Raw genomic sequence first — 19,142 nt, forward strand, 5'->3', positions numbered from 1 at the left:
TTATACTTGCCACGGCCATGGGGTATCAACCCAATTAAAAGGATAATCTGAATAACTTCTTCCAAAATTCATTAATGGACCAAATTTTTGTTCAAAGTTGACTTTGAGTTTCATACTTTTTTCAGTGTTTTCATTAAATTGTTGAATGGCTGCATAATCATGTGGATGTGTGTCTAAATAGAGATTTAACTCAACGATGACGAAATCAATTGCCTGAATTTCTTCAAGTAGGGTATAAAATTCAGGCGGCATCTTTTTAGTCATGCTTCATCCCTCCTTTTAGTTGGAAATGGATAGGGACTAAATAATTGTGGCCATAGTGTTCCTGCCATAAGTGCCTCTCTTGGAGTTTGGAATTGGGGAAGTCCAGGTGGCTGAAAACCCATATATAATTGTGGTGGTGTAGCATAATATTTTACTTCGATGGGTTTGCAGGGATCAAAGGGACTAATATAAGGCTTCCAATACTTATATTGTGTAAACATGACATCCTCCTTTCTGTATTCAAAATCGTCAGTGGAGTATATGTGATCGTTGAAGGTATTATTCTATATGAAAAAAAGCCACTAGCTTCTTACTGAGCTAGTAGCTTATATATACTGAAAGAAATAATTAATAATTAATAATTAGAATCTGCGATTAATCCGTTCATGATGGCTACGCCAGAGCTTGCACCAATACGAGTTGCTCCTGCTTCCACCATGCTTTTCATATCCTCTAAGCTACGAACACCACCTGAAGCTTTAACACCAAGATCAGGACCTACTGTTTTACGCATTAGGGCAATATCTACTGCAGTTGCGCCACCAGTTGAAAAGCCAGTAGATGTTTTAACATAATCAGCACCAGCTGCCACAGCAAGCTCACATGCTTTTACTTTTTCTTCATCTGTTAATAAACATGATTCAATGATGACTTTTACAAGTGCACTACCTTTAGCTGCTTCCACAACTGCAGCAATGTCAGCTTGTACAAGATCATAATTTTTATCTTTTAATGCACCAATATTAATGACCATATCTACCTCATTTGCACCGTTCGCAATTGCATCTTTTACTTCAAAAGCTTTCACAGCTGGAGTATTGGCTCCAAGAGGGAATCCAATAACCGTACAAACCAACACGTCTGAACCTTGTAATAATTCGCTACTTTGTTTTACCCAAGTAGGATTTACACATACAGAGGCAAAATTAAATTGCTTCGCTTCTGCACATAGTTTTTCAATTTGTTCCTTTGTTGCCTCAGCCTTTAATAATGTATGATCGATCATACGCGCAAAATTTTGTTCCATTTTTTAACGCTCCTTCTTTAATCAAGATGTACGTACCTCTTCGAATCATACCATTTTTTCACGTTGCCGTCTAATTTCTTTCTATTTAAATGATTACTGGTGTTGTTCTTGTGAAATTAGCTTTTGTTCATAGATACATGAAGTTCTATTCAAGCAATGGTATCCTTGAACTGCTTTCATTTCCGTATAGTTTACCCACTAGTAAAACAATTAGTCCCCTAAAAAAGAGGACAAAAACATTCACAAAAAAATCTTTAAAGTATTGATTTTAAAAGGATTATGTTATCATAAATCACGTATCTAAAATAAGTACACTACAAAATAATTTAAATGTGAAGAAACACAAGGTAATGTGAAGTTGAAAGGATGATATAAATTATGAGTAACGAGCGATCAAAAATCGTGAGTTTCCATACTCTAGGTTGTAAAGTAAACCACTACGAAACAGAAGCCATTTGGCAACTATTTAAAGATGAAGGCTATGATCGCACTGAATTTGATCAACAAGCGGACGTTTATGTCATTAATACATGTACAGTTACTAATACTGGAGATAAGAAATCACGTCAGGTGATTCGTCGAGCAATTCGTCAAAATCCAGATGCAGTAATATGTGTAACAGGTTGCTACGCACAAACCTCGCCAGCAGAAATTATGGCGATTCCTGGGGTCGATATTGTTGTTGGTACGCAGGACCGCACAAAATTACTTGGTTATATTGACCAATATCGTGCTGAGCGTCAGCCAATTAATGCTGTACGTAACATTATGAAAAATCGCGTGTATGAGGAATTAGATGTACCAGCATTTACAGACCGCACACGTGCTTCCTTAAAAATACAGGAGGGCTGTAATAACTTCTGTACGTTTTGTATTATTCCGTGGGCACGCGGCTTAATGCGTTCTCGTGATCCACAAGAAGTATTACATCAAGCACAGCAATTAGTAGATGCAGGCTATCTTGAAATAGTTTTGACAGGTATTCACACGGGTGGTTATGGTCAAGATTTAAAGGATTATAACCTTGCCCAATTATTACGTGATTTAGAAGCCAATGTAAAAGGATTAAAGCGTCTCCGTATTTCGTCTATTGAGGCTAGCCAATTGACTGATGAAGTAATTGACGTATTACGTGAATCTAAAATTGTCGTGAATCACTTACACATTCCAATTCAATCTGGATCAGATACGGTGTTAAAACGTATGCGTCGTAAATATACAATGGAATTTTTCGGCGAACGTTTAACGAAATTACATGAAGCCTTACCTGATTTAGCTGTTACATCTGATGTAATTGTCGGTTTCCCTGGTGAGACAGAAGAAGAATTTATGGACACATACAACTTTATTCGCGATCATAAATTCTCTGAACTACATGTTTTCCCGTTCTCTCCACGTACAGGAACTCCTGCTGCACGTATGGAAGATCAAATTGATGAAGACATAAAAAATGAGCGTGTACACCGACTCATCTCCTTAAATGATCAACTTGCTAAAGAGTATGCTTCTCGCTTTGAAGATCAAGTGCTAGAAGTTATTCCTGAAGAATTTGTACATGATGGCAGTGAAGAGGAAGGCCTTTTAACGGGTTATACAGATAATTACTTAAAAGTAGTGTTTGAGGGTCCTGAAAGTCTCATCGGACAGCTTGTAAAGGTGAAAATTACACAAGCAGGCTACCCACATTCACAAGGACAATTTGTACGTGTTTTAGAGACAGTTAAATAATAAATAATAAATGGGTTGCCTGGTAATAAAGGCAACCCATTTTATTGGTTCATTTGAATTTTTAAGGTAGCTAGCAATTATTAAGGGCTAGTAGGAGGCGTGAGCCCAAAAAGAACTGGTGTTATGACACTACTTCCAACGCCTAATCTGATTTGTTGAACTTGCAATACTTTCACAGTTAATTCTAATACGATTTTTTCACGTAAAGTACTGAACGTACCTTCTGGCGCTGCCATAATCGGTGAAAAATCAAGTTCAAAGAAGTTCGCTGCTACTAATTCACCAAATGGTTGTTCATTGTATTTCACAAGATTTTGGAAGAAAGCCTTATCAAGACGAGCATCCATTTGAGTCGCTTCATTAAGGAAGTTCGCTTCCGCAAACTCGGAAATTCCTAAGATAGGTGTTGAACCTCCAATTGTTTGTGGGAAAGTAAGATCTGTAAACCCAGAAAATGGAACATCAGCAATTCTATCACGAAGTGCCCCACTACATGCTGATGAAGCATATTCGATATTTTTGCGAATATGTCCTGCTACAAATAATTTAGCTCTAGTTACTCTAAAGAAGTCAGTACCATCAATACGTGCAAAGCTAACTGGTACTAGTTTTACTTGATTTAAGAATACGTTTTTTTTCACTCGTTTGATTTCAGTTGCTGCTGGAGTAAGTGTAATATCTGACTCTACAACGATTTGCAATGTTGGTTCTGCCAGTACAACGGGAACTTTTATAGTTGGTGCCGTAACCGGTGTAGTGATTACTGGTGTAAATTCATTCGTTAATGGTATTTGTTCTGTTGATGCTACAGGACAAGGTAAATTTGGATTTTCAAATTGTTCACTCAAAAAAATTTCCTCTTTTCATTTTTAGTTTTAGAGAGCTCTCCTATCGCTAGAATATGTAGTAATCCAAACTATATATAGACGTATATATTAGAAAAGGAACTTTTATGCTGAGTGAAAAAACTTCTATTATTGCCCAAGGCGTGGACTGTCATATAGAACTCGGATTTTTTGTACTTGTAACATATGGATAATTAATTCTAATACTATATTCTGACATAATCGATTGGCATGAGTTATTGACTCATTTTGTGTATCCAATGATGTATATTCAATATTCTGCTGTATATAGCCTTCTATCAATAACTTTCCCTTTATTGCTGTACATGTTCCATTCCCTAATGATTGGGATAAACGAATAGGTATAAATCTACAGTTGGTAATCATTACCTTATTCGAGATTTCTTTCATCCCTACAATCCCTTTTTCAAATGCCATAATCTCTTCAAGACATAGTTCAATTTTATATTCCCCAACTACAACAGGTGCTCGAATATGTATTAAATTAGGTGCGTAAGTGCTGGCTTCCCCTTTTTCGATTGATGGTGAGTAATGTACGGGAGTGACCACTGATTGAAAAAGATGAGGCTTCATTTTATTTTTATCATCCGTATCAGTTTTCATGATTGAAATCAATTGATTAATGTCTGAGCGAACTAAACGACATTCAGGATGGTCAGGATAATCTGCTGTCGTATGGAAAAGCTTTGTTTCAAATTGTGGAGTTAGATGATCGTTTTTATCCAGAAATTCGAATGTAGTATTTTGAACATGTTCACCATAAATAGGAGCATGAAGAAAATTATTAATCTCTACATACGTAGAAAACGGGCATTTTTTAGTGATAGAGTATATCTCTCCATACAACGATTTTGGAATGGGATTGTTTTTCTCCGTATCCGCAGTATCCTCAAAGTGCCTTTTATTTTCTACTGTAGATTCAGCATCTGAGTGAGTTGCTAAATCATGTTCTTCCACACGGGATTCATCATAATCAGATGGGAATTCTTCAACGTCCTCCCTATTCGTTTCTGTAGGTACGAGTACATGTTTTGTTAAAATCGATTCCTCTATAGCACCAGTTTCAATATTTGGCGAAGGTGCGATTTCTCCCTCCATATTCGTCTCTGCTGAAATAGGTAGGTCTTCATTGGCATCCGATCGCTCTGTTAAAGCTATTTTCTCTTCAAGGTTATGAACACTATGTAGGAAATATTCGATTTCTCCTTCAGCTAATACTAAGTCTTGATCGGACGCTACATGGTCCTCCAAAGGATTCTTATCGTTACCTAGTGGAGGTTCAAAGGTTGTTTCTGTTGGACTAGGTATGTCCTGATGGATAGCTATAGAATCCGTTGTAGGTGATTCATCTTCTATTTCACTAAGTCGAGGATTGCTTTCCTCTCCATCTCCTGGAGATTCGTTATCTTTTGTCTGATACGCCCAATCCAAATATTTATTTTGCTTAGAGGATACTTCTCTCATCTCTCTAAAGTTAATCCATGGAGTATTCATTCGTTCACTCCCAAACAATATTAGGTACATTTATATCCATTCGTTTTTAATGGTAAGATTGCCATACTAATTACAATTTATAGTATGCTTGATTTCTCTATTTGTCACAGAAGTCTCTGCTTGAGACGTTTTGCATGGTCCATACGTTTTTGGATGTAAAAAGGCAGTTAATAGTCCGAATAAAACCCGAACTGTCAACTGCCCACTAAAATGATGAATTTTGATCAGTGCCTTGTTATGACTTTACTCAATATTTGAGATTAACAAAATTCAGAGGGAGGAGTAGGATTACCTGGTGGTGAAACTGGTGGTGTAAGTCCTGGAAGAACAGGAGTTACTACGCTACTTCCAGCTCCCAAACGAATTTGTTGAACTTGCAGTACTTTTACAGTTAATTCTAATACGATTTTTTCACGTAATGTGCTAAATGTACATTCTGGGGCTGCCATTATTGGTGAAAAATCAAGTTCAAAGAAGTTCGCTGCTACTAATTCACCAAATGGTTGTTCATTGTATTTCACAAGATTTTGGAAGAAAGCCTTATCAAGACGAGCATCCATTTGAGTCGCTTCATTAAGGAAGTTCGCTTCCGCAAACTCGGAAATTCCTAAGATTGGTGTAGAGCCCCCAATTGTTTGTGGGAAAGTAAGATCTGTAAACCCAGAAAATGGAACGTCAGCAATTCTGTCACGAAGTGCCCCACTACATGCTGATGAAGCATATTCGATATTTTTACGAATATGGCCTGCTACAAATAATTTAGCTCTTGTTACTCTGAAATAGTCTGTGCCAGCAATTCGTGCAAAGTTAACTGGTACCAGTTTCACTTGATTGAGAAAGACATGTTTTTTCACTCGTTTGATCTCAGTTGCTGCCGGAGTTAGTGTAATATCTGACTCTACAACGATTTGTAAAGTTGGCTCTGCCAATACTACTGGAATTTTAATAGTTGGCGCTGTTACGGGTGTAGCTATTAGTTGCGTAAAATCATTCGTTAATGGGATTTGTTCAGTTGATGTTACTGGACAAGGTTGAATCTGACTATCAAATTGTTCACTCAAAAAAATTACCTCTTTTCAATTTATAGTTTTAGTGAGCTCTCCTATCGCTAGAATATGTAGCAATAAAAACTATGTATGGACATTGAACTTGTTCTCTTCCATATTTTATTTGGAACTTTTGAGCCTGAATTATAAATCTGACTGACTCCTTTTCAAAAAGGAACTCAAAAAAACCACCTAAATTAGGTGGCTTTCCTATTACTCATCATTAACATGGCATTTATTCAAATTCATATGAGATGGCAGACAACGCATACAGTGGTGCTGTTTCTGCACGTAAAATTCTTGGTCCCAACGACATGGTTTGAGCACCTGCTTGTAACAAGGCCTCTGACTCTTTACGGGAAATGCCACCCTCTGGACCAAAAATAATAAGCATTGATGTTAATTTTTGATCTTGCACAAGTCTAAGCTTGTCCGCAAATCGTGTGCGTTTCTCAGCTTTTGCATCCTCTTCGTCTGCGATAAAAACAGCATCAAATTGGTCTATTTCATGTAACAATTGTTTAAATGTAACAGGTTCATACACTGCTGGAATATGTGTACGATGGGCTTGTTCCGCCGCCTCTTTTGCAATTTTTTGCAATCTTTCTTGCTTTTTAGCCCCTTTCTTCTTGTCCCATTTCACAATCGAGCGTTCCGCTTCAAATGGCTGTAAGGCAAACATACCAAGCTCTGTCGCTTTTTGTGTAATCAGCTCTAGCTTATCGCCCTTTGGTAAGCCACAAGCTACTGTTATTTGAATAGGTAGCTCTGATGAAGGGATAGTTTCACCAGTAGCGTCAACCACTACCTCATCACCTTCAAATCCTGTAATCGTACAAATATGAGCAATATTTTGTGCAACAACAACGATCTGATCGCCTTGTTTCATGCGCATCACTCGCTCAATATGCCGTGCATCTTCTCCACTTATCCGTGCATTCTCTATGGCTGTTTCAATAAAATATCGTTGCATATGCTTCACAATCCTTTCTAGCAAGAAATGAAAGCGCCAAATCGCCAGCACATGGCTTACGATTTGGCGCTTCCTCCATCAAGTTATAGTGGTCGACGGGCAATAATCGCTACCCAATCTTCCATTAATAATACTTCTTCAATTATAAAGCCTGAAGCTTCCAGAGCTACTTTAACATCATCGCGTTTGGCACCGATAATGCCTGAAGTGACATATAATCCACCTGGTTTCACAATTGTAAATGCATCGTCAGTGAAGGACATAATGATTTCTGCCAAAATATTTGCGACAACCACATCTGCGGGTTCTTTAACCGTATCTAATAGGTTACCGTGGAAAACAGCTACTTTGTCCTCTACTTTATTTAAGGCAACATTTTCTTGTGCAGAGCGAACTGCGACCTCATCTAGATCAAGAGCATGCACATTTTTAGCCCCAAGTAGTGCCGCTCCGATAGACAATACGCCTGACCCTGTTCCAATATCAACAACCGTATCGCCTTCTTTGATGACCTTTTCAAGACCTTGTAGACACATCACTGTAGTTGGATGTGTTCCAGTACCAAATGCCATACCTGGATCTAATTCAATAATTAATTCATCTGTTGAGACAGGCGTATATTGCTCCCATGTTGGGACAATGGTAAAGCGTTCAGAAATTTTGACAGGATGGTAGTATTGCTTCCATGCAGTTGCCCAATCTTCCTCATTAACCTCAACAATGGATACTACATTTTCACCAATATCAATGTTAAAGTTCGTTAGATTTGTAATGGCTGCTTTAATTTCCTCGACTGTTTCATTTAAAAAACTAGACTCCGATAAATAAGCTTTTACAATGACGCCATCCTTCGGGAAATCCTCTTCATTTAGCGCATAAATTTCACCAAATTGATCTTCACGTGGCTTCGCAAACTCTGCAGAATCTTCAATAACAACACCACTTGCTCCTGCTTCATGCAAAATATTCGAAATTGCTTCTACCGCTTCATTTTTTGTATGAATGGATAATTCTGACCACTTCACGTAGCTCTTCAGCTCCTCTAATTATTCACCTTGGAATTTTTTCTTAATTTTATCGAATAGTGAACTTCCTTGCTCTTCAGGGATATCGCCACTAATTTCTGCAAATTCTCGTAATAATTGCTTTTGTTTTTCCGTTAATTTCTCTGGCGTCATCACCTTCACGGTTACATACTGGTTCCCCGTACCATAGCCATGAACATTTTTTACACCTTTATCTTTTAAACGGAATTGAGCACCTGACTGTGTTCCAGCTGGAATGCGTAGTTTTACTTTACCGTGAACAGTTGGTACTTCAATTTCATCTCCAAGTGCTGCCTGTGGGAATGTCAATTTCAACTCGAAATAAATATCATCCCCATCACGTTCGAAATCATTATGACCTTGAACACGGAACATAATATATAAATCCCCTGCTGGTCCACCGTTTATACCTGGCTCACCTTGACCAGATACACGAATTTGTTGACCATCATCGACACCAGCTGGAATGGACACTTTAATTTTCTTACGTTTTTGAACTTTTCCTTCTCCACGACAAGTTGAACATTTTTCTTTAATGATCTTCCCTGTCCCATGACAAGTTGTACAAGAACGACGGTTCATCATACGACCAAATGGTGTATCCACTGCTTGGTTGATTTGACCAGCACCATTACATGTAGAACATGTTTCAGGTTGTGTACCAGGCTTTGCTCCTGAGCCATGACAAGTTTCACACGTTTCATCTTTAGGAATTTCAATTTCTGTTTCTTTCCCAAAAATAGCTTCTTCAAATTTAATATTCATGCGATATTGCAGGTCGTCACCTTTGCGTGGAGCATTTGGGTCCTGACGACGTCCACCACCGCCAAAGAATGAACTGAAAATATCCTCGAAGCCGCCAAAGCCGCCGCCTCCAAAGCCACCACCAAATCCAGCATTTGGATCCTCATGACCAAATTGGTCGTAGCGTGCTTTTTTCTGATCATCACTTAATACTTCATATGCTTCAGCGATTTCTTTGAATTTTTCATCTGCACCCGGCTCTTTATTAAGGTCAGGGTGATATTGCTTTGATAGTTTACGGTATGCTTTTTTGATTTCATCTTTTGTTGCCGATTTTGTTAGGCCAAGCACCTCGTAATAATCGCGTTTCTCCATGATTCACACTCCGCTCTGTTTGCATAAAATCTATTGTAACATGCAGTCGATAAAACTGCCTTATTTTTTGAGTATTCGTCTGTATAAATTTGAGGTCTTTACTTCCTACCGGTGTTAACATATGCAAGTATTTCTTAATTGGTACCTTTACTAGGAAGATAACCTTACATCATGACAAAAGCCAAAGCCGCAAGCGGTCTTTGGCTTTTTCACTTTACTGTGCGTTTAATTCTTATTTATCGTCTTTTACTTCTTCGAAATCAGCGTCTACAACACCATCATCTTTTTCACCAGCATCAGCGTCTGCTTCTCCGCCTTGTGCTGCTTGAGCAGCTGCTGCCGCTTGTTCATAAACTTTCATAACTAATGGCTGTAAAACACCTTCTAATTTTTCTTTAGCTGCTTTAATTCCTTCTAATTCGCCAGCTTCAAGTGCTTTTTTCAATTCATCACGAGCATCTTCTACAGATTTTTTCTCGTCTTCTGTAATTTGCTCACCTAGGTCAGTAATTGTTTTATCCACTTGGAATACTAATTGGTCAGCTTCGTTGCGAAGATCTGCCTCTTCTTTACGTTTAGCATCTGCGTCAGCATTAGCCTCTGCATCTTTTACCATGCGTTCAATTTCTGCCTCTGATAAACCTGAATCAGATTGGATTACAATTGTTTGCTCTTTATTTGTACCAAGGTCTTTCGCTTTTACAGATACAATACCATTTTTATCAATATCGAAAGTTACTTCGATTTGAGGTACACCACGTGGTGCTGGTGGAATATCTGCTAATTGGAAGCGACCTAATGTTTTGTTGTCCGCAGCCATTGAGCGTTCACCTTGTAGTACGTGAATATCTACTGCTGGTTGGTTGTCAGCTGCTGTAGAGAATACTTGTGATTTAGATGTTGGGATTGTAGTGTTACGGTCAATTAATTTCGTGAACACGCCACCCATTGTTTCAATACCAAGTGAAAGTGGTGTTACGTCAAGTAATACAACGTCTTTCACATCACCTGTTAAAACGCCACCTTGAACTGCAGCACCCATTGCTACAACTTCGTCTGGGTTTACACCACGGTGAGGTTCTTTGTTAGTTTCTTTACGTACTGCTTCCTGTACAGCAGGAATACGAGTAGAACCACCAACTAGAATAACTTGGTCAAGTTCTGAAGTTGAAAGACCTGCATCAGATAATGCTTGGCGTACTGGACCTACTGTACGATTTACTAATGGTAAAGTAATTTCATCGAACTTCGCACGTGTTAAAGAAATCTCTAAGTGCAATGGACCTGCTTCACCAGCTGTAATGAATGGTAAAGAGATTTGTGTTGATGTTACACCAGATAAGTCTTTTTTCGCTTTTTCAGCAGCATCTTTTAAACGTTGCATGGCCATTTTATCTTTTGATAAATCAATGCCGTTTTCTTTTTTGAATTCAGCCACTAGATACTCGATAATTGCGTCATCGAAGTCATCCCCACCTAGTTTGTTATCACCAGCAGTTGCTAATACTTCAAAGACACCATCACCTAACTCAAGGATCGATACGTCAAATGTACCGCCACCAAGGTCAAATACTAATACTTTTTGATCTTGATCTTGTTTATCTAAACCATAAGCTAGTGCTGCAGCTGTTGGTTCATTGATGATACGCTCAACTTCAAGACCAGCAATTTTACCAGCATCTTTTGTTGCTTGGCGTTGTGCATCGTTAAAGTAAGCAGGAACTGTAATTACTGCTTTCGTAACTTTTTCACCTAAGTAATCTTCTGCATAACCTTTTAAGTATTGAAGAATCATAGCAGATACTTCTTGTGGAGTGTAATTATTGTCTTCCACCGTTACTTTTTCAGCTGTACCCATTTTTGATTTAATAGAGATGATTGTGTTCGGGTTTGTTACTGATTGACGTTTTGCTACTTCACCAACTTGGCGTTCGCCATTTTTAAATGCAACAACAGATGGTGTTGTACGATTACCTTCTGGATTTGGAATTACTTTTGGTTCGCCACCTTCAAGTACAGAAACGCAAGAGTTTGTTGTTCCTAAGTCAATACCAATAATTTTGCTCATTAAAATTTCCTCCTATTAATTCGACGCAAGGGATGCGTTTTTTCACTAATTTTAATTGACTAAATAGTGCTAAGACTATTCGTTCACAGATACCATTGTTGGGCGTAAAACACGATCTTTTAAGATATATCCTTTTTGTAGCTCGCGTAAGACTACACCCGTCTCTTTTTCACTATCCTGTTCCTGCATAACAGCTTGGTGAATATTTGGATCAAATTGCTCACCTTCTGCTTTAATCACTTGCAGACCTTCTTTTTCTGTTGCGTCTAGCAACGAGCGATACACCATTTCAATTCCTTTAATAATAGATGCAGTCTCTTCAGAAGTTGTCTCCACCTGTAATGCACGCTCAAAATTATCAAGGACTGGCAGTAAATCCGATAATAAGCTTTGCGCTCGGTACTTTTCAGCAGCCTCACGATCTAGTTGTTGACGACGACGCATATTATCGAAATCTGCACGTAAACGTAGGTGTCGGTTTTCCTCGTCATCTAGCTTTGCTTGTAATGCAGCAAGTTTCGCCTCATATTGTTCTTCCACTGATAATTCAACTTCTTCTTGAACCTCTGTGCGTTCTACTTCCTCTGCTGTCGTTTCAGCTTGTACATCATCTTGTACTAATTCTTTGTTTTCAGTTGTTTCCGTCACTTGAATCCTCCTCATAATCACTCACTACGATTCTTCAAAAATGCTTGTGTTAAGTCCAAGCGTATTACGTCTAATAATGCCACCACACGCTTATAATCCATGCGTGTTGGGCCAATAATAGCAATGGCTCCCTGTTGATCATCACCAATAGAATAAGTAGTGGTAATGACACTGCAATTTTCCATTTCTAGCTGTTTATTTTCAGAGCCTATTCGAATATGAATGCCTGATTCATTTGGATGGAATAATGACTGCACTTGGCTGGTCGTTTCCATTAAGTCCAATATCATGCGGACTTTATTTAAATCATGAAACTCAGGCTGATTAAACATATTCGTTTTACCACCATAGAAAATCTTACTTTCTGGATTTTGCATGGTCGCTGTTACGAGTGCATGAATAAAATCATCCGCTGATCGAACATGTTGCTGTAAAACTGCCAACACTTCAGCTTCAAGGCTTTTATGGAGCTCTTCTAATGACACACCTATTAGGCGATCATTCAAGATATTGACCATTTTTTCTAAATCAGAAGCGGTAAAATCAGGTGGTAAATTAAATAAGCGATTTTCAACATGTCCATTATTCGTCACGATAATTGCTACTGCTGTATCACTAGAAAGTGGTACAATCGAAAATCTTTTGACACGATGTCTTTGAACATCAGGTCCTAATAGTATGGAAGTGTAAGATGTCAGCTCTGATAGAATATTGGCTGACTTTCGGATAATATGCTCTACTTCTACAAGTCGATCATTGAAAATCGATTGGATCTGTTGTATGTCTCTCGAGTTAATACCTTGAGGACTCAACAAATGATCTACATAAAATCTGTAACCCTTTTCCGAAGGCACTCGACCAGAGGAAGTATGCGTTTTTTCTAAATAGCCTAATTCCTCTAAATCCGCCATTTCATTTCGAATTGTGGCTGGACTAAATGTAATCCCTTGTTTTTTGGAGATTTGGCGAGAACCTACCGGCTGTGCAGATAAAATAAAGTCATCTATAATTACTTGCAAAATCTGTAACTGCCGATTTGTTAGCATGATTATCACCTCTGTTAGCACTCAACTAAGAGGAGTGCTAATACTATTATTAAATTATCAAATCCCACAATTTATGTCAACGATATCGCTCATTCTTCTAGCAAAAATTGTTGAAACACCTCGTTACCCACAAAACGCCCTTTTCTTGTGAGGCGAACACCCACATCATCATGTTCTAAAAGTCCTTTTGATACTAGCTCTTTCAGGACAGAATCATAATGAGCTACGATCGGTACCTTCAACTTCTCTACATATATTTTGTGCTTAACTCCCTCAGTTTTACGCAGTCCTAAAAACATTTGCTCTTCTCTTTTTTCAGCCTGTGATACTTCATGCTCATGGACAATTGGAAGTTCCCCTGCGAAGACAGTTTCCATATATTTTTTTAATGGTCCGTGATTGGAATAACGTACACCTGCTAGATATCCATGGGCACCAGCACCAAAGCCAGCATATTCATCGTTATCCCAGTAGATTTTATTATGCTCCGAGTGATAACCAGGCTTTGCAAAATTACTAATTTCGTATTGTTGAAGACCATGCAATTCCATTTGCTGCATTAAAACATCGTACATATCCGCTTCCAAATCCTCTGTTGGTAAAAGGAGCTTTCCTTTTGCATACTGATTATAAAAAATCGTTTTTGGCTCCACAATAAGGGAATAAGCAGAGAAATGAGGTAAATCAAGGGCTAATGCTTTTTCTAAAGAGTCCTTCCATTGGACCATTGTTTGGCCTGGCAATCCATACATTAAATCAATACTAATATGTTGGAAGCCGATTTCTTTAGCCATTGCAATTGTTTCATACACATGCTCGTTACTATGTGTCCGTCCGATTTTTTGTAACAGTTCCTGATCGAAGGATTGCACGCCCATACTTAGTCGATTGACACCGCCCTCAAACAAAACTTGCAATTTCTCCACAGACAATTCATCTGGATTCGCCTCTGATGTAAATTCTGTCACACTATTCATTGGAATATACGTACGAATTAATGTTAGAAGTTTGTCCAATTGCTGTGGCGATAATGCTGTTGGTGTACCTCCACCCAAGAAAATGGTTTCGATATGACGAAAGCTTTCGGGATTTTTTTTTGTTGCAAGCTCCATTTCTTTCCCAAGTGCTTCTATATATTCATCCACTGGTTGATTTTTAAAGTAAAATTTATTGAAATCACAATAATTACAGATTTGATGACAGAAAGGAATATGAATGTAAACACCTCGTGCCATAGCTTTCCCTTCTTTCTCGTTAAGTCTTTTCCATTTCTACATTATAACGAATCAATAGAAGGAACGCTATGAAACCATCTAGTGGGTTTACACATATTTTTTCCCCATTATTTTTTCTACAAACTAAAAACTAGTATGCCAAAGAAATTCCTCTAGCCTACTAGTTCAATTCATGTATAACAAACAATACCGACTACTATACCTAAAAGCACCAATAAGTATGGTGGCATCTTCCAGCGCATCAAACACCATAAGAATACAGCGACAAAGACAATATCTAATCCGTTTTGAATAGTTTGTGTCACAATTGGATGGATAAAGGCAGCGACCAAAATTCCGACGACTGCTGCATTGGCTCCTGACATAGCTCCCTTTAGTCGGATATTACGGCTCAAGCTGAACCAAAAAGGGAGGGCCCCTATTACTAACAAAAATGCTGGTAGGAAAATTGCCAAAATGGCTATAATCGCTCCTGGCACACCAGCAATAGCCATCCCAATATAAGCTGCAAATGTAAATAATGGCCCTGGAACTGCCTGTGTCATACCATAGCCTGCTAAAAAGTCCGCTGTACTCATTTGTCCACTTTGAACAAACTGTGCCTCTAATAAGGGTAAGACTACATGACCTCCACCAAATACCAGTGCCCCTGCTAGATAAAACTTCTCAAGCATCGTTACCCATTCATGATTCCATAAAGTACTCATTATCGGTAACCCAAAGAGCAATATTAAGAAAAGGCTTAATAAAGCAATACCAGTGGATTTAGAAATAGGCATATGAATCGCTAAAGGTGCATTGCTCTCGTTACTTTTTTTTATTCGTTGAAAGCCGATACAAGCAGCTAGTAAAATGGCTGTTATTTGTGCCAGCGGATGGACCCATAATAGCACGATGATAAGCGCCATTATAGCGATCAACCCATGTAATTTTGTCGATAGTAATTTTTTACTCATATCAAATATTGCTTGTGCCACAATTGCCACAGCTACTAACTTCAAACCATGTATCCAATCCATTTTTAACTCTGTATACATGGAAAAATAGGCAAATACCATCAATAACAACACAGAGGGTAGTGTAAAGCCCAGGAATGAAAGTACACTCCCTAATAAACCACCCCTTAATAAACCAATTCCCATACCCACCTGACTAGATGCAGGTCCTGGTAAAAATTGACTCAATATAACAAGCTGACTATAATCTTGGGCAGATAGCCATTTACGTTTTTGCACGTATTCTTGTTGAAAATAACCTAAATGAGCTGTTGGTCCCCCAAACGACGTACAACCTAACTTTAATGAAACATAAAAAATCTCCCATAGCGTTCGCAAACTCTCACCTACTTTCCATATCTTTTTTTCATCATACATGGAAAGGTGATTCTTTCAAATTAAGAGTTTGTAAATTTTCATGCATCGTTAATCTTTTTTTATTTTAATGGTGGAATCAAGTCTACTCCCATCCTTATCGACAGGAACTAACGTATAATTTTTCTCAGATAAGTATAGTCCATCCACACGGCTTCCCCACTTTGTCCCTTCTTTATTTAAAGGATAGGGTGTTTCAAAAGTCCATGACTGCCCACCTTTAGACTGAATTTTAAAGAGCAGAGCCTCATTGACGATACTTTTCTCCGAATGAAAATAAATGGTAGTTGAGATAGGAGTGGAAACTACACGATCAATCATTAACTCTTGCTGATCAATATGTTTGACTTTTTTATCGATTGAAAAAACATGTCGATCTTCTTGTAATTGCTCTTGTGATGCCTCTACTTGAAATTCCCACGGCTTTTCAATGCGTGTTTCTACATTCCAATCTTTATAACGAATGTCCAATTCTAAAATTTCATCTGTCGGGAAATCATCCATTTTGATGCTATTATAAATGGTATAAACATTTGCAGATTTGGCAATAGACTGACCTCCATTACGAACCATATAATCTTTACCATTAACAAGTATTTGAGGAAAGAAAAACACCTGATGATCTGGCTTAAACTCTTTAACAGGCTCGAAGGTTGCATTCAATAAAATTTGATTGTCATCCATGATCACTTCATTTAACGTTAAACGCCCAAGACTATTGTTAGCTGTTTCCCCTACCTCTGTTTTATAAGCTTCAAAATCCACTTCCCTATCCCATAGCCAGTACAGCAAAGAAGAACTACTAACTACTAAGACTAATAAGAATACAACAACAATTCCCCATTTTTTGCGTCCTCGATTTTCCTTATTTAAATCTACAACTCGAAAGATATCATCGGACAACAAGTACACCTCTTTTTTATAAATAGTTATGATTTATTGTAGTTAGGAAAGAAGCATTATATAACCTGAATAGAAAGAAGGTTGGACAAAATCAATATGTATTTAAAGGAATTATTCAATCCCTTTATTTTAGATGACGAGCCTTATTTACTTCTTGCATTAAATAGTCCACGAATAGATCATCCCTTACTAGCCAAGCCTGGTAATATCGCTTTACATACCATTCGGCATCTTTAAAGCTCATAAAGGTTTGCTCAAGCGGAATTTTATTTATTTCAATAATCCAATCCATTTCATTATTTGAATAGAGAAGAAATAATTCATCGTGGTGATTTTTATAGAAGGTTCCAAAGGTGGTGCCCTTAAGGTTATAGCGATTTCTTTTTGCGTCCTCAGGAATGGGCTCTAAGTGGAAAGTTTCTAGCACAAATTGCTTGTATGCCTCCACTGTTAATGAGCACCCAGCTGCTTTTTGATGCCCTCCTCCACCAAACAAGGCTGCGATGGCCGCCACATTAATATGATCATGTATCGTACGGAAGGAAACCCTTTTACTCCCCATGTTAATCATGGCAATATAATCAAGATGCACGTTTTCTTTTCCTAATTCATTGCCAAGTTCAGAATGATAAGATTCCGCATAAACAACCCCACCATAGAAGTCACCTAAATTTGTTTGAATTAGCTCACGTTTTTTTCGGCGAATATAACGTTCTATTTTCTCCTCTTCCATGCTTAAAATTTTCTTTTCGAATTCATCAAAGTGGAAATGAGACTGACCATTTAAACGATCCAGCATTTTCTCTTCGAATTCTTCTATAGACACTAAAAAAAAGAGTGCATTCAATCGTTGCGCCTGATAATTTCCGTTCCTTTCCCATTCCCATGTATCATACTGTCGCACTAACTCCACAAACTCTGTAAGAACATCTGTTTTTTCTAATAGTCCATGCATGACAAGATATTGATAAAATAAAGATGTGGCAGACGTTAAAAGGCCTTGTTCATCTTCCAGTACAACCTTACCCCACTCGTACTGATTGAGGTGGAGGGCTGTTTGGTGATGGTCTAAAAGCTGCACATTCCCAGTAGCCTGAAAGTAATCATCAATTCTTTTTTCGTTCCCCTCATTCGGAGAAAGATCTGTAATAAATAAAAAAGATTTGGACTGTTCATTTTCCAAAAAGAACTCGATTTCGCGGTCAAGTGCTGTAACAGAGTTATATCGTATTTTCACCTGATCGTTAAACGCTAGCTTGGCTAGAATCCCACAGCCTACGCCATCTAAATCGTTATGTGATAGTAATTTATACATGTCTTCACCTCCGATATAGTATGGTTACTTTTTTGTTATTCAAACAAAAAATGTCGTTGAAAAAGAATACGTGATCACATACATTTAAAACAATTAATTCAGCTACGCAAATTCATATCAGAAGGAGAGATATCAATGAAACGTAAGCTTGCCAATAGTGGAATTGTCATCGTAATAATACTCGCTTTAGCATTTTCAGCCTATAAACTAATGAATGCCCGCAATTATCAATTGTTTGGAAACATAACCTCTCATGTTGAGACAAATGACAAAGTTGTTGCGTTGACATTTGATGATGGACCAACTAAAAATACCGATGCTATCTTGTCGTTACTAGACGATTATCAAGTGAAAGCAACGTTTTTTCTAATCGGAAAGGATCTCGAAGGACAGCCTAAGGAGGCGAGAAAAATTGCTGAGGCTGGTCATCAAATTGGAAATCATACGTATTCACACAAGCGTATGGTATTAAAAAGTCCTGCCTTTATTAAACATGAAATCGAAAAAACCGATGACTTAATAGCCGATATTGGCTATACGGAATCAATCGTAGTAAGACCACCATACGGCAAAAAACTAATTGGATTCCCCTATTATTTAAATAAACATAAGCGAGAGACGATTACATGGAACTTAGAACCTGATACGTTTTTCACACAGGCTGATGAAAAAGTGAGGTATGTAAAAGAAAACATTCGACCAGGTTCCATTATTTTAATGCATCCTATGTATGATTCTACGGGTAATGAATTAATGGCCATAGAGGAGATTTTACAGACATTAATGGACGAAGGTTTCACATTTGTAACGATTAATGAACTTTTAACCATCAAAAACGATTAATAAAAAAATACTTAGGAGTCTGCGCCTACTATAGGACAGATTCCTTAGTCAACAATAGTCATGAAGCAGCAATATCATGTTCATTCACTATAATATTAACATTATAGTATTTTATATTATTTACTCTCCTACCATTCCACTTTTACAAATT

Annotated in this window: 18 protein-coding genes; 2 read left to right on the top strand and 16 right to left on the bottom strand. The window is 37.8% G+C overall.

The genetic code is table 11. From position 1 onward, the window contains the following. From MKY80_RS15385 to deoC, 3 genes are all read right to left on the bottom strand, one after another. Complete coding sequence (locus MKY80_RS15385) at positions 1 to 264, bottom strand: spore coat protein CotJB (RefSeq protein WP_008179462.1); 264 nt, start codon at positions 262 to 264, stop codon at positions 1 to 3. Continuing rightward, positions 261 to 485: a spore coat associated protein CotJA gene (locus tag MKY80_RS15390; RefSeq protein ID WP_008179464.1), complete on the bottom strand. Its 225-nt coding sequence runs from the start codon at positions 483 to 485 to the stop codon at positions 261 to 263. The genes MKY80_RS15385 and MKY80_RS15390 overlap by 4 nt, the downstream gene beginning before the upstream one ends. 134 nt (positions 486 to 619) lie before the next feature. After that, positions 620 to 1,291 carry a deoxyribose-phosphate aldolase gene (gene deoC / locus MKY80_RS15395; protein WP_090002545.1) on the bottom strand — a complete coding sequence of 224 codons (672 nt, stop codon included), beginning with the start codon at positions 1,289 to 1,291 and terminating at the stop codon, positions 620 to 622. Positions 1,292 to 1,669: 378 nt separating this feature from the next. On the opposite strand from deoC, the gene mtaB reads away from it, so the two are divergent. Continuing rightward, positions 1,670 to 3,019 carry a tRNA (N(6)-L-threonylcarbamoyladenosine(37)-C(2))-methylthiotransferase MtaB gene (mtaB, locus tag MKY80_RS15400; protein ID WP_008179468.1) on the top strand — a complete coding sequence of 450 codons (1,350 nt, stop codon included), beginning with the start codon at positions 1,670 to 1,672 and terminating at the stop codon, positions 3,017 to 3,019. Positions 3,020 to 3,099: 80 nt separating this feature from the next. Here mtaB and MKY80_RS15405 read toward each other — a convergent pair whose 3' ends face one another. The 13 genes from MKY80_RS15405 to MKY80_RS15465 form a co-directional block, all read right to left on the bottom strand. Then, positions 3,100 to 3,867 carry a CsxC family protein gene (locus MKY80_RS15405; RefSeq protein ID WP_008179469.1) on the bottom strand — a complete coding sequence of 256 codons (768 nt, stop codon included), beginning with the start codon at positions 3,865 to 3,867 and terminating at the stop codon, positions 3,100 to 3,102. A 126-nt stretch (positions 3,868 to 3,993) separates the two neighbouring features. Beyond that, the gene (locus MKY80_RS15410; protein WP_239354970.1) at positions 3,994 to 5,379 is read right to left on the bottom strand and encodes a BC_2427 family protein; all 1,386 of its coding nucleotides are present in this window, start codon (positions 5,377 to 5,379) and stop codon (positions 3,994 to 3,996) included. Positions 5,380 to 5,639: 260 nt separating this feature from the next. After that, the gene (locus MKY80_RS15415; RefSeq protein ID WP_008179473.1) at positions 5,640 to 6,440 is read right to left on the bottom strand and encodes a CsxC family protein; all 801 of its coding nucleotides are present in this window, start codon (positions 6,438 to 6,440) and stop codon (positions 5,640 to 5,642) included. A 220-nt stretch (positions 6,441 to 6,660) separates the two neighbouring features. Then, a complete protein-coding gene (locus MKY80_RS15420; protein WP_089986167.1) occupies positions 6,661 to 7,398 on the bottom strand; it encodes a 16S rRNA (uracil(1498)-N(3))-methyltransferase in 738 nt (245 codons plus the stop codon). Between the two features lie 83 nt (positions 7,399 to 7,481). Beyond that, the gene (prmA, locus tag MKY80_RS15425; protein ID WP_008179480.1) at positions 7,482 to 8,423 is read right to left on the bottom strand and encodes a 50S ribosomal protein L11 methyltransferase; all 942 of its coding nucleotides are present in this window, start codon (positions 8,421 to 8,423) and stop codon (positions 7,482 to 7,484) included. 21 nt (positions 8,424 to 8,444) lie between these two features. Continuing rightward, positions 8,445 to 9,563: a molecular chaperone DnaJ gene (gene dnaJ / locus MKY80_RS15430; protein ID WP_008179481.1), complete on the bottom strand. Its 1,119-nt coding sequence runs from the start codon at positions 9,561 to 9,563 to the stop codon at positions 8,445 to 8,447. Between the two features lie 232 nt (positions 9,564 to 9,795). Continuing rightward, positions 9,796 to 11,631 (bottom strand): molecular chaperone DnaK, encoded by a 1,836-nt coding sequence (gene dnaK, locus MKY80_RS15435; RefSeq protein WP_342530060.1) that lies wholly within the window; start codon positions 11,629 to 11,631, stop codon positions 9,796 to 9,798. Positions 11,632 to 11,706: 75 nt separating this feature from the next. Beyond that, complete coding sequence (grpE, locus tag MKY80_RS15440) at positions 11,707 to 12,279, bottom strand: nucleotide exchange factor GrpE (RefSeq protein ID WP_008179485.1); 573 nt, start codon at positions 12,277 to 12,279, stop codon at positions 11,707 to 11,709. A gap of 17 nt (positions 12,280 to 12,296) precedes the next feature. Next, entirely contained in the window at positions 12,297 to 13,325 is a 1,029-nt protein-coding gene (hrcA, locus tag MKY80_RS15445) for a heat-inducible transcriptional repressor HrcA (RefSeq protein WP_008179487.1), read from the bottom strand. 89 nt (positions 13,326 to 13,414) lie between these two features. Next, entirely contained in the window at positions 13,415 to 14,560 is a 1,146-nt protein-coding gene (gene hemW, locus MKY80_RS15450; RefSeq protein WP_171365479.1) for a radical SAM family heme chaperone HemW, read from the bottom strand. A gap of 170 nt (positions 14,561 to 14,730) precedes the next feature. Then, the gene (gene chrA, locus MKY80_RS15455) at positions 14,731 to 15,933 is read right to left on the bottom strand and encodes a chromate efflux transporter (protein WP_008179491.1); all 1,203 of its coding nucleotides are present in this window, start codon (positions 15,931 to 15,933) and stop codon (positions 14,731 to 14,733) included. A 48-nt stretch (positions 15,934 to 15,981) separates the two neighbouring features. After that, positions 15,982 to 16,842 (bottom strand): DUF4179 domain-containing protein, encoded by an 861-nt coding sequence (locus tag MKY80_RS15460; protein ID WP_237068799.1) that lies wholly within the window; start codon positions 16,840 to 16,842, stop codon positions 15,982 to 15,984. A 115-nt stretch (positions 16,843 to 16,957) separates the two neighbouring features. Then, positions 16,958 to 18,148 (bottom strand): oligoribonuclease, encoded by a 1,191-nt coding sequence (locus tag MKY80_RS15465; protein WP_342530067.1) that lies wholly within the window; start codon positions 18,146 to 18,148, stop codon positions 16,958 to 16,960. Positions 18,149 to 18,283: 135 nt separating this feature from the next. Here MKY80_RS15465 and MKY80_RS15470 point away from each other — a divergent pair, with 135 nt between their 5' ends. Then, a complete protein-coding gene (locus MKY80_RS15470) occupies positions 18,284 to 18,991 on the top strand; it encodes a polysaccharide deacetylase family protein (protein ID WP_342530069.1) in 708 nt (235 codons plus the stop codon). Positions 18,992 to 19,142 lie beyond the last annotated feature (151 nt).

Source organism: Lysinibacillus sp. FSL R5-0849 (genome assembly GCF_038595075.1).
Lineage (GTDB): Bacteria > Bacillota > Bacilli > Bacillales_A > Planococcaceae > Lysinibacillus > Lysinibacillus fusiformis.

Coding starts and splice junctions, on each gene's coding strand:
- dnaK (WP_342530060.1), bottom strand. CDS start 11,631: ATGAGCAAAATTATTGGTATTGACTTAGGAACAACAAACTCTTGCGTT.
- MKY80_RS15390 (WP_008179464.1), bottom strand. CDS start 485: ATGTTTACACAATATAAGTATTGGAAGCCTTATATTAGTCCCTTTGAT.
- deoC (WP_090002545.1), bottom strand. CDS start 1,291: ATGGAACAAAATTTTGCGCGTATGATCGATCATACATTATTAAAGGCT.
- MKY80_RS15470 (WP_342530069.1), top strand. CDS start 18,284: ATGAAACGTAAGCTTGCCAATAGTGGAATTGTCATCGTAATAATACTC.
- MKY80_RS15410 (WP_239354970.1), bottom strand. CDS start 5,379: ATGAATACTCCATGGATTAACTTTAGAGAGATGAGAGAAGTATCCTCT.
- dnaJ (WP_008179481.1), bottom strand. CDS start 9,563: ATGGAGAAACGCGATTATTACGAGGTGCTTGGCCTAACAAAATCGGCA.
- mtaB (WP_008179468.1), top strand. CDS start 1,670: ATGAGTAACGAGCGATCAAAAATCGTGAGTTTCCATACTCTAGGTTGT.
- hemW (WP_171365479.1), bottom strand. CDS start 14,560: ATGGCACGAGGTGTTTACATTCATATTCCTTTCTGTCATCAAATCTGT.
- MKY80_RS15385 (WP_008179462.1), bottom strand. CDS start 264: ATGACTAAAAAGATGCCGCCTGAATTTTATACCCTACTTGAAGAAATT.
- chrA (WP_008179491.1), bottom strand. CDS start 15,933: ATGTATGATGAAAAAAAGATATGGAAAGTAGGTGAGAGTTTGCGAACG.
- MKY80_RS15420 (WP_089986167.1), bottom strand. CDS start 7,398: ATGCAACGATATTTTATTGAAACAGCCATAGAGAATGCACGGATAAGT.
- MKY80_RS15465 (WP_342530067.1), bottom strand. CDS start 18,148: ATGTATAAATTACTATCACATAACGATTTAGATGGCGTAGGCTGTGGG.
- hrcA (WP_008179487.1), bottom strand. CDS start 13,325: ATGCTAACAAATCGGCAGTTACAGATTTTGCAAGTAATTATAGATGAC.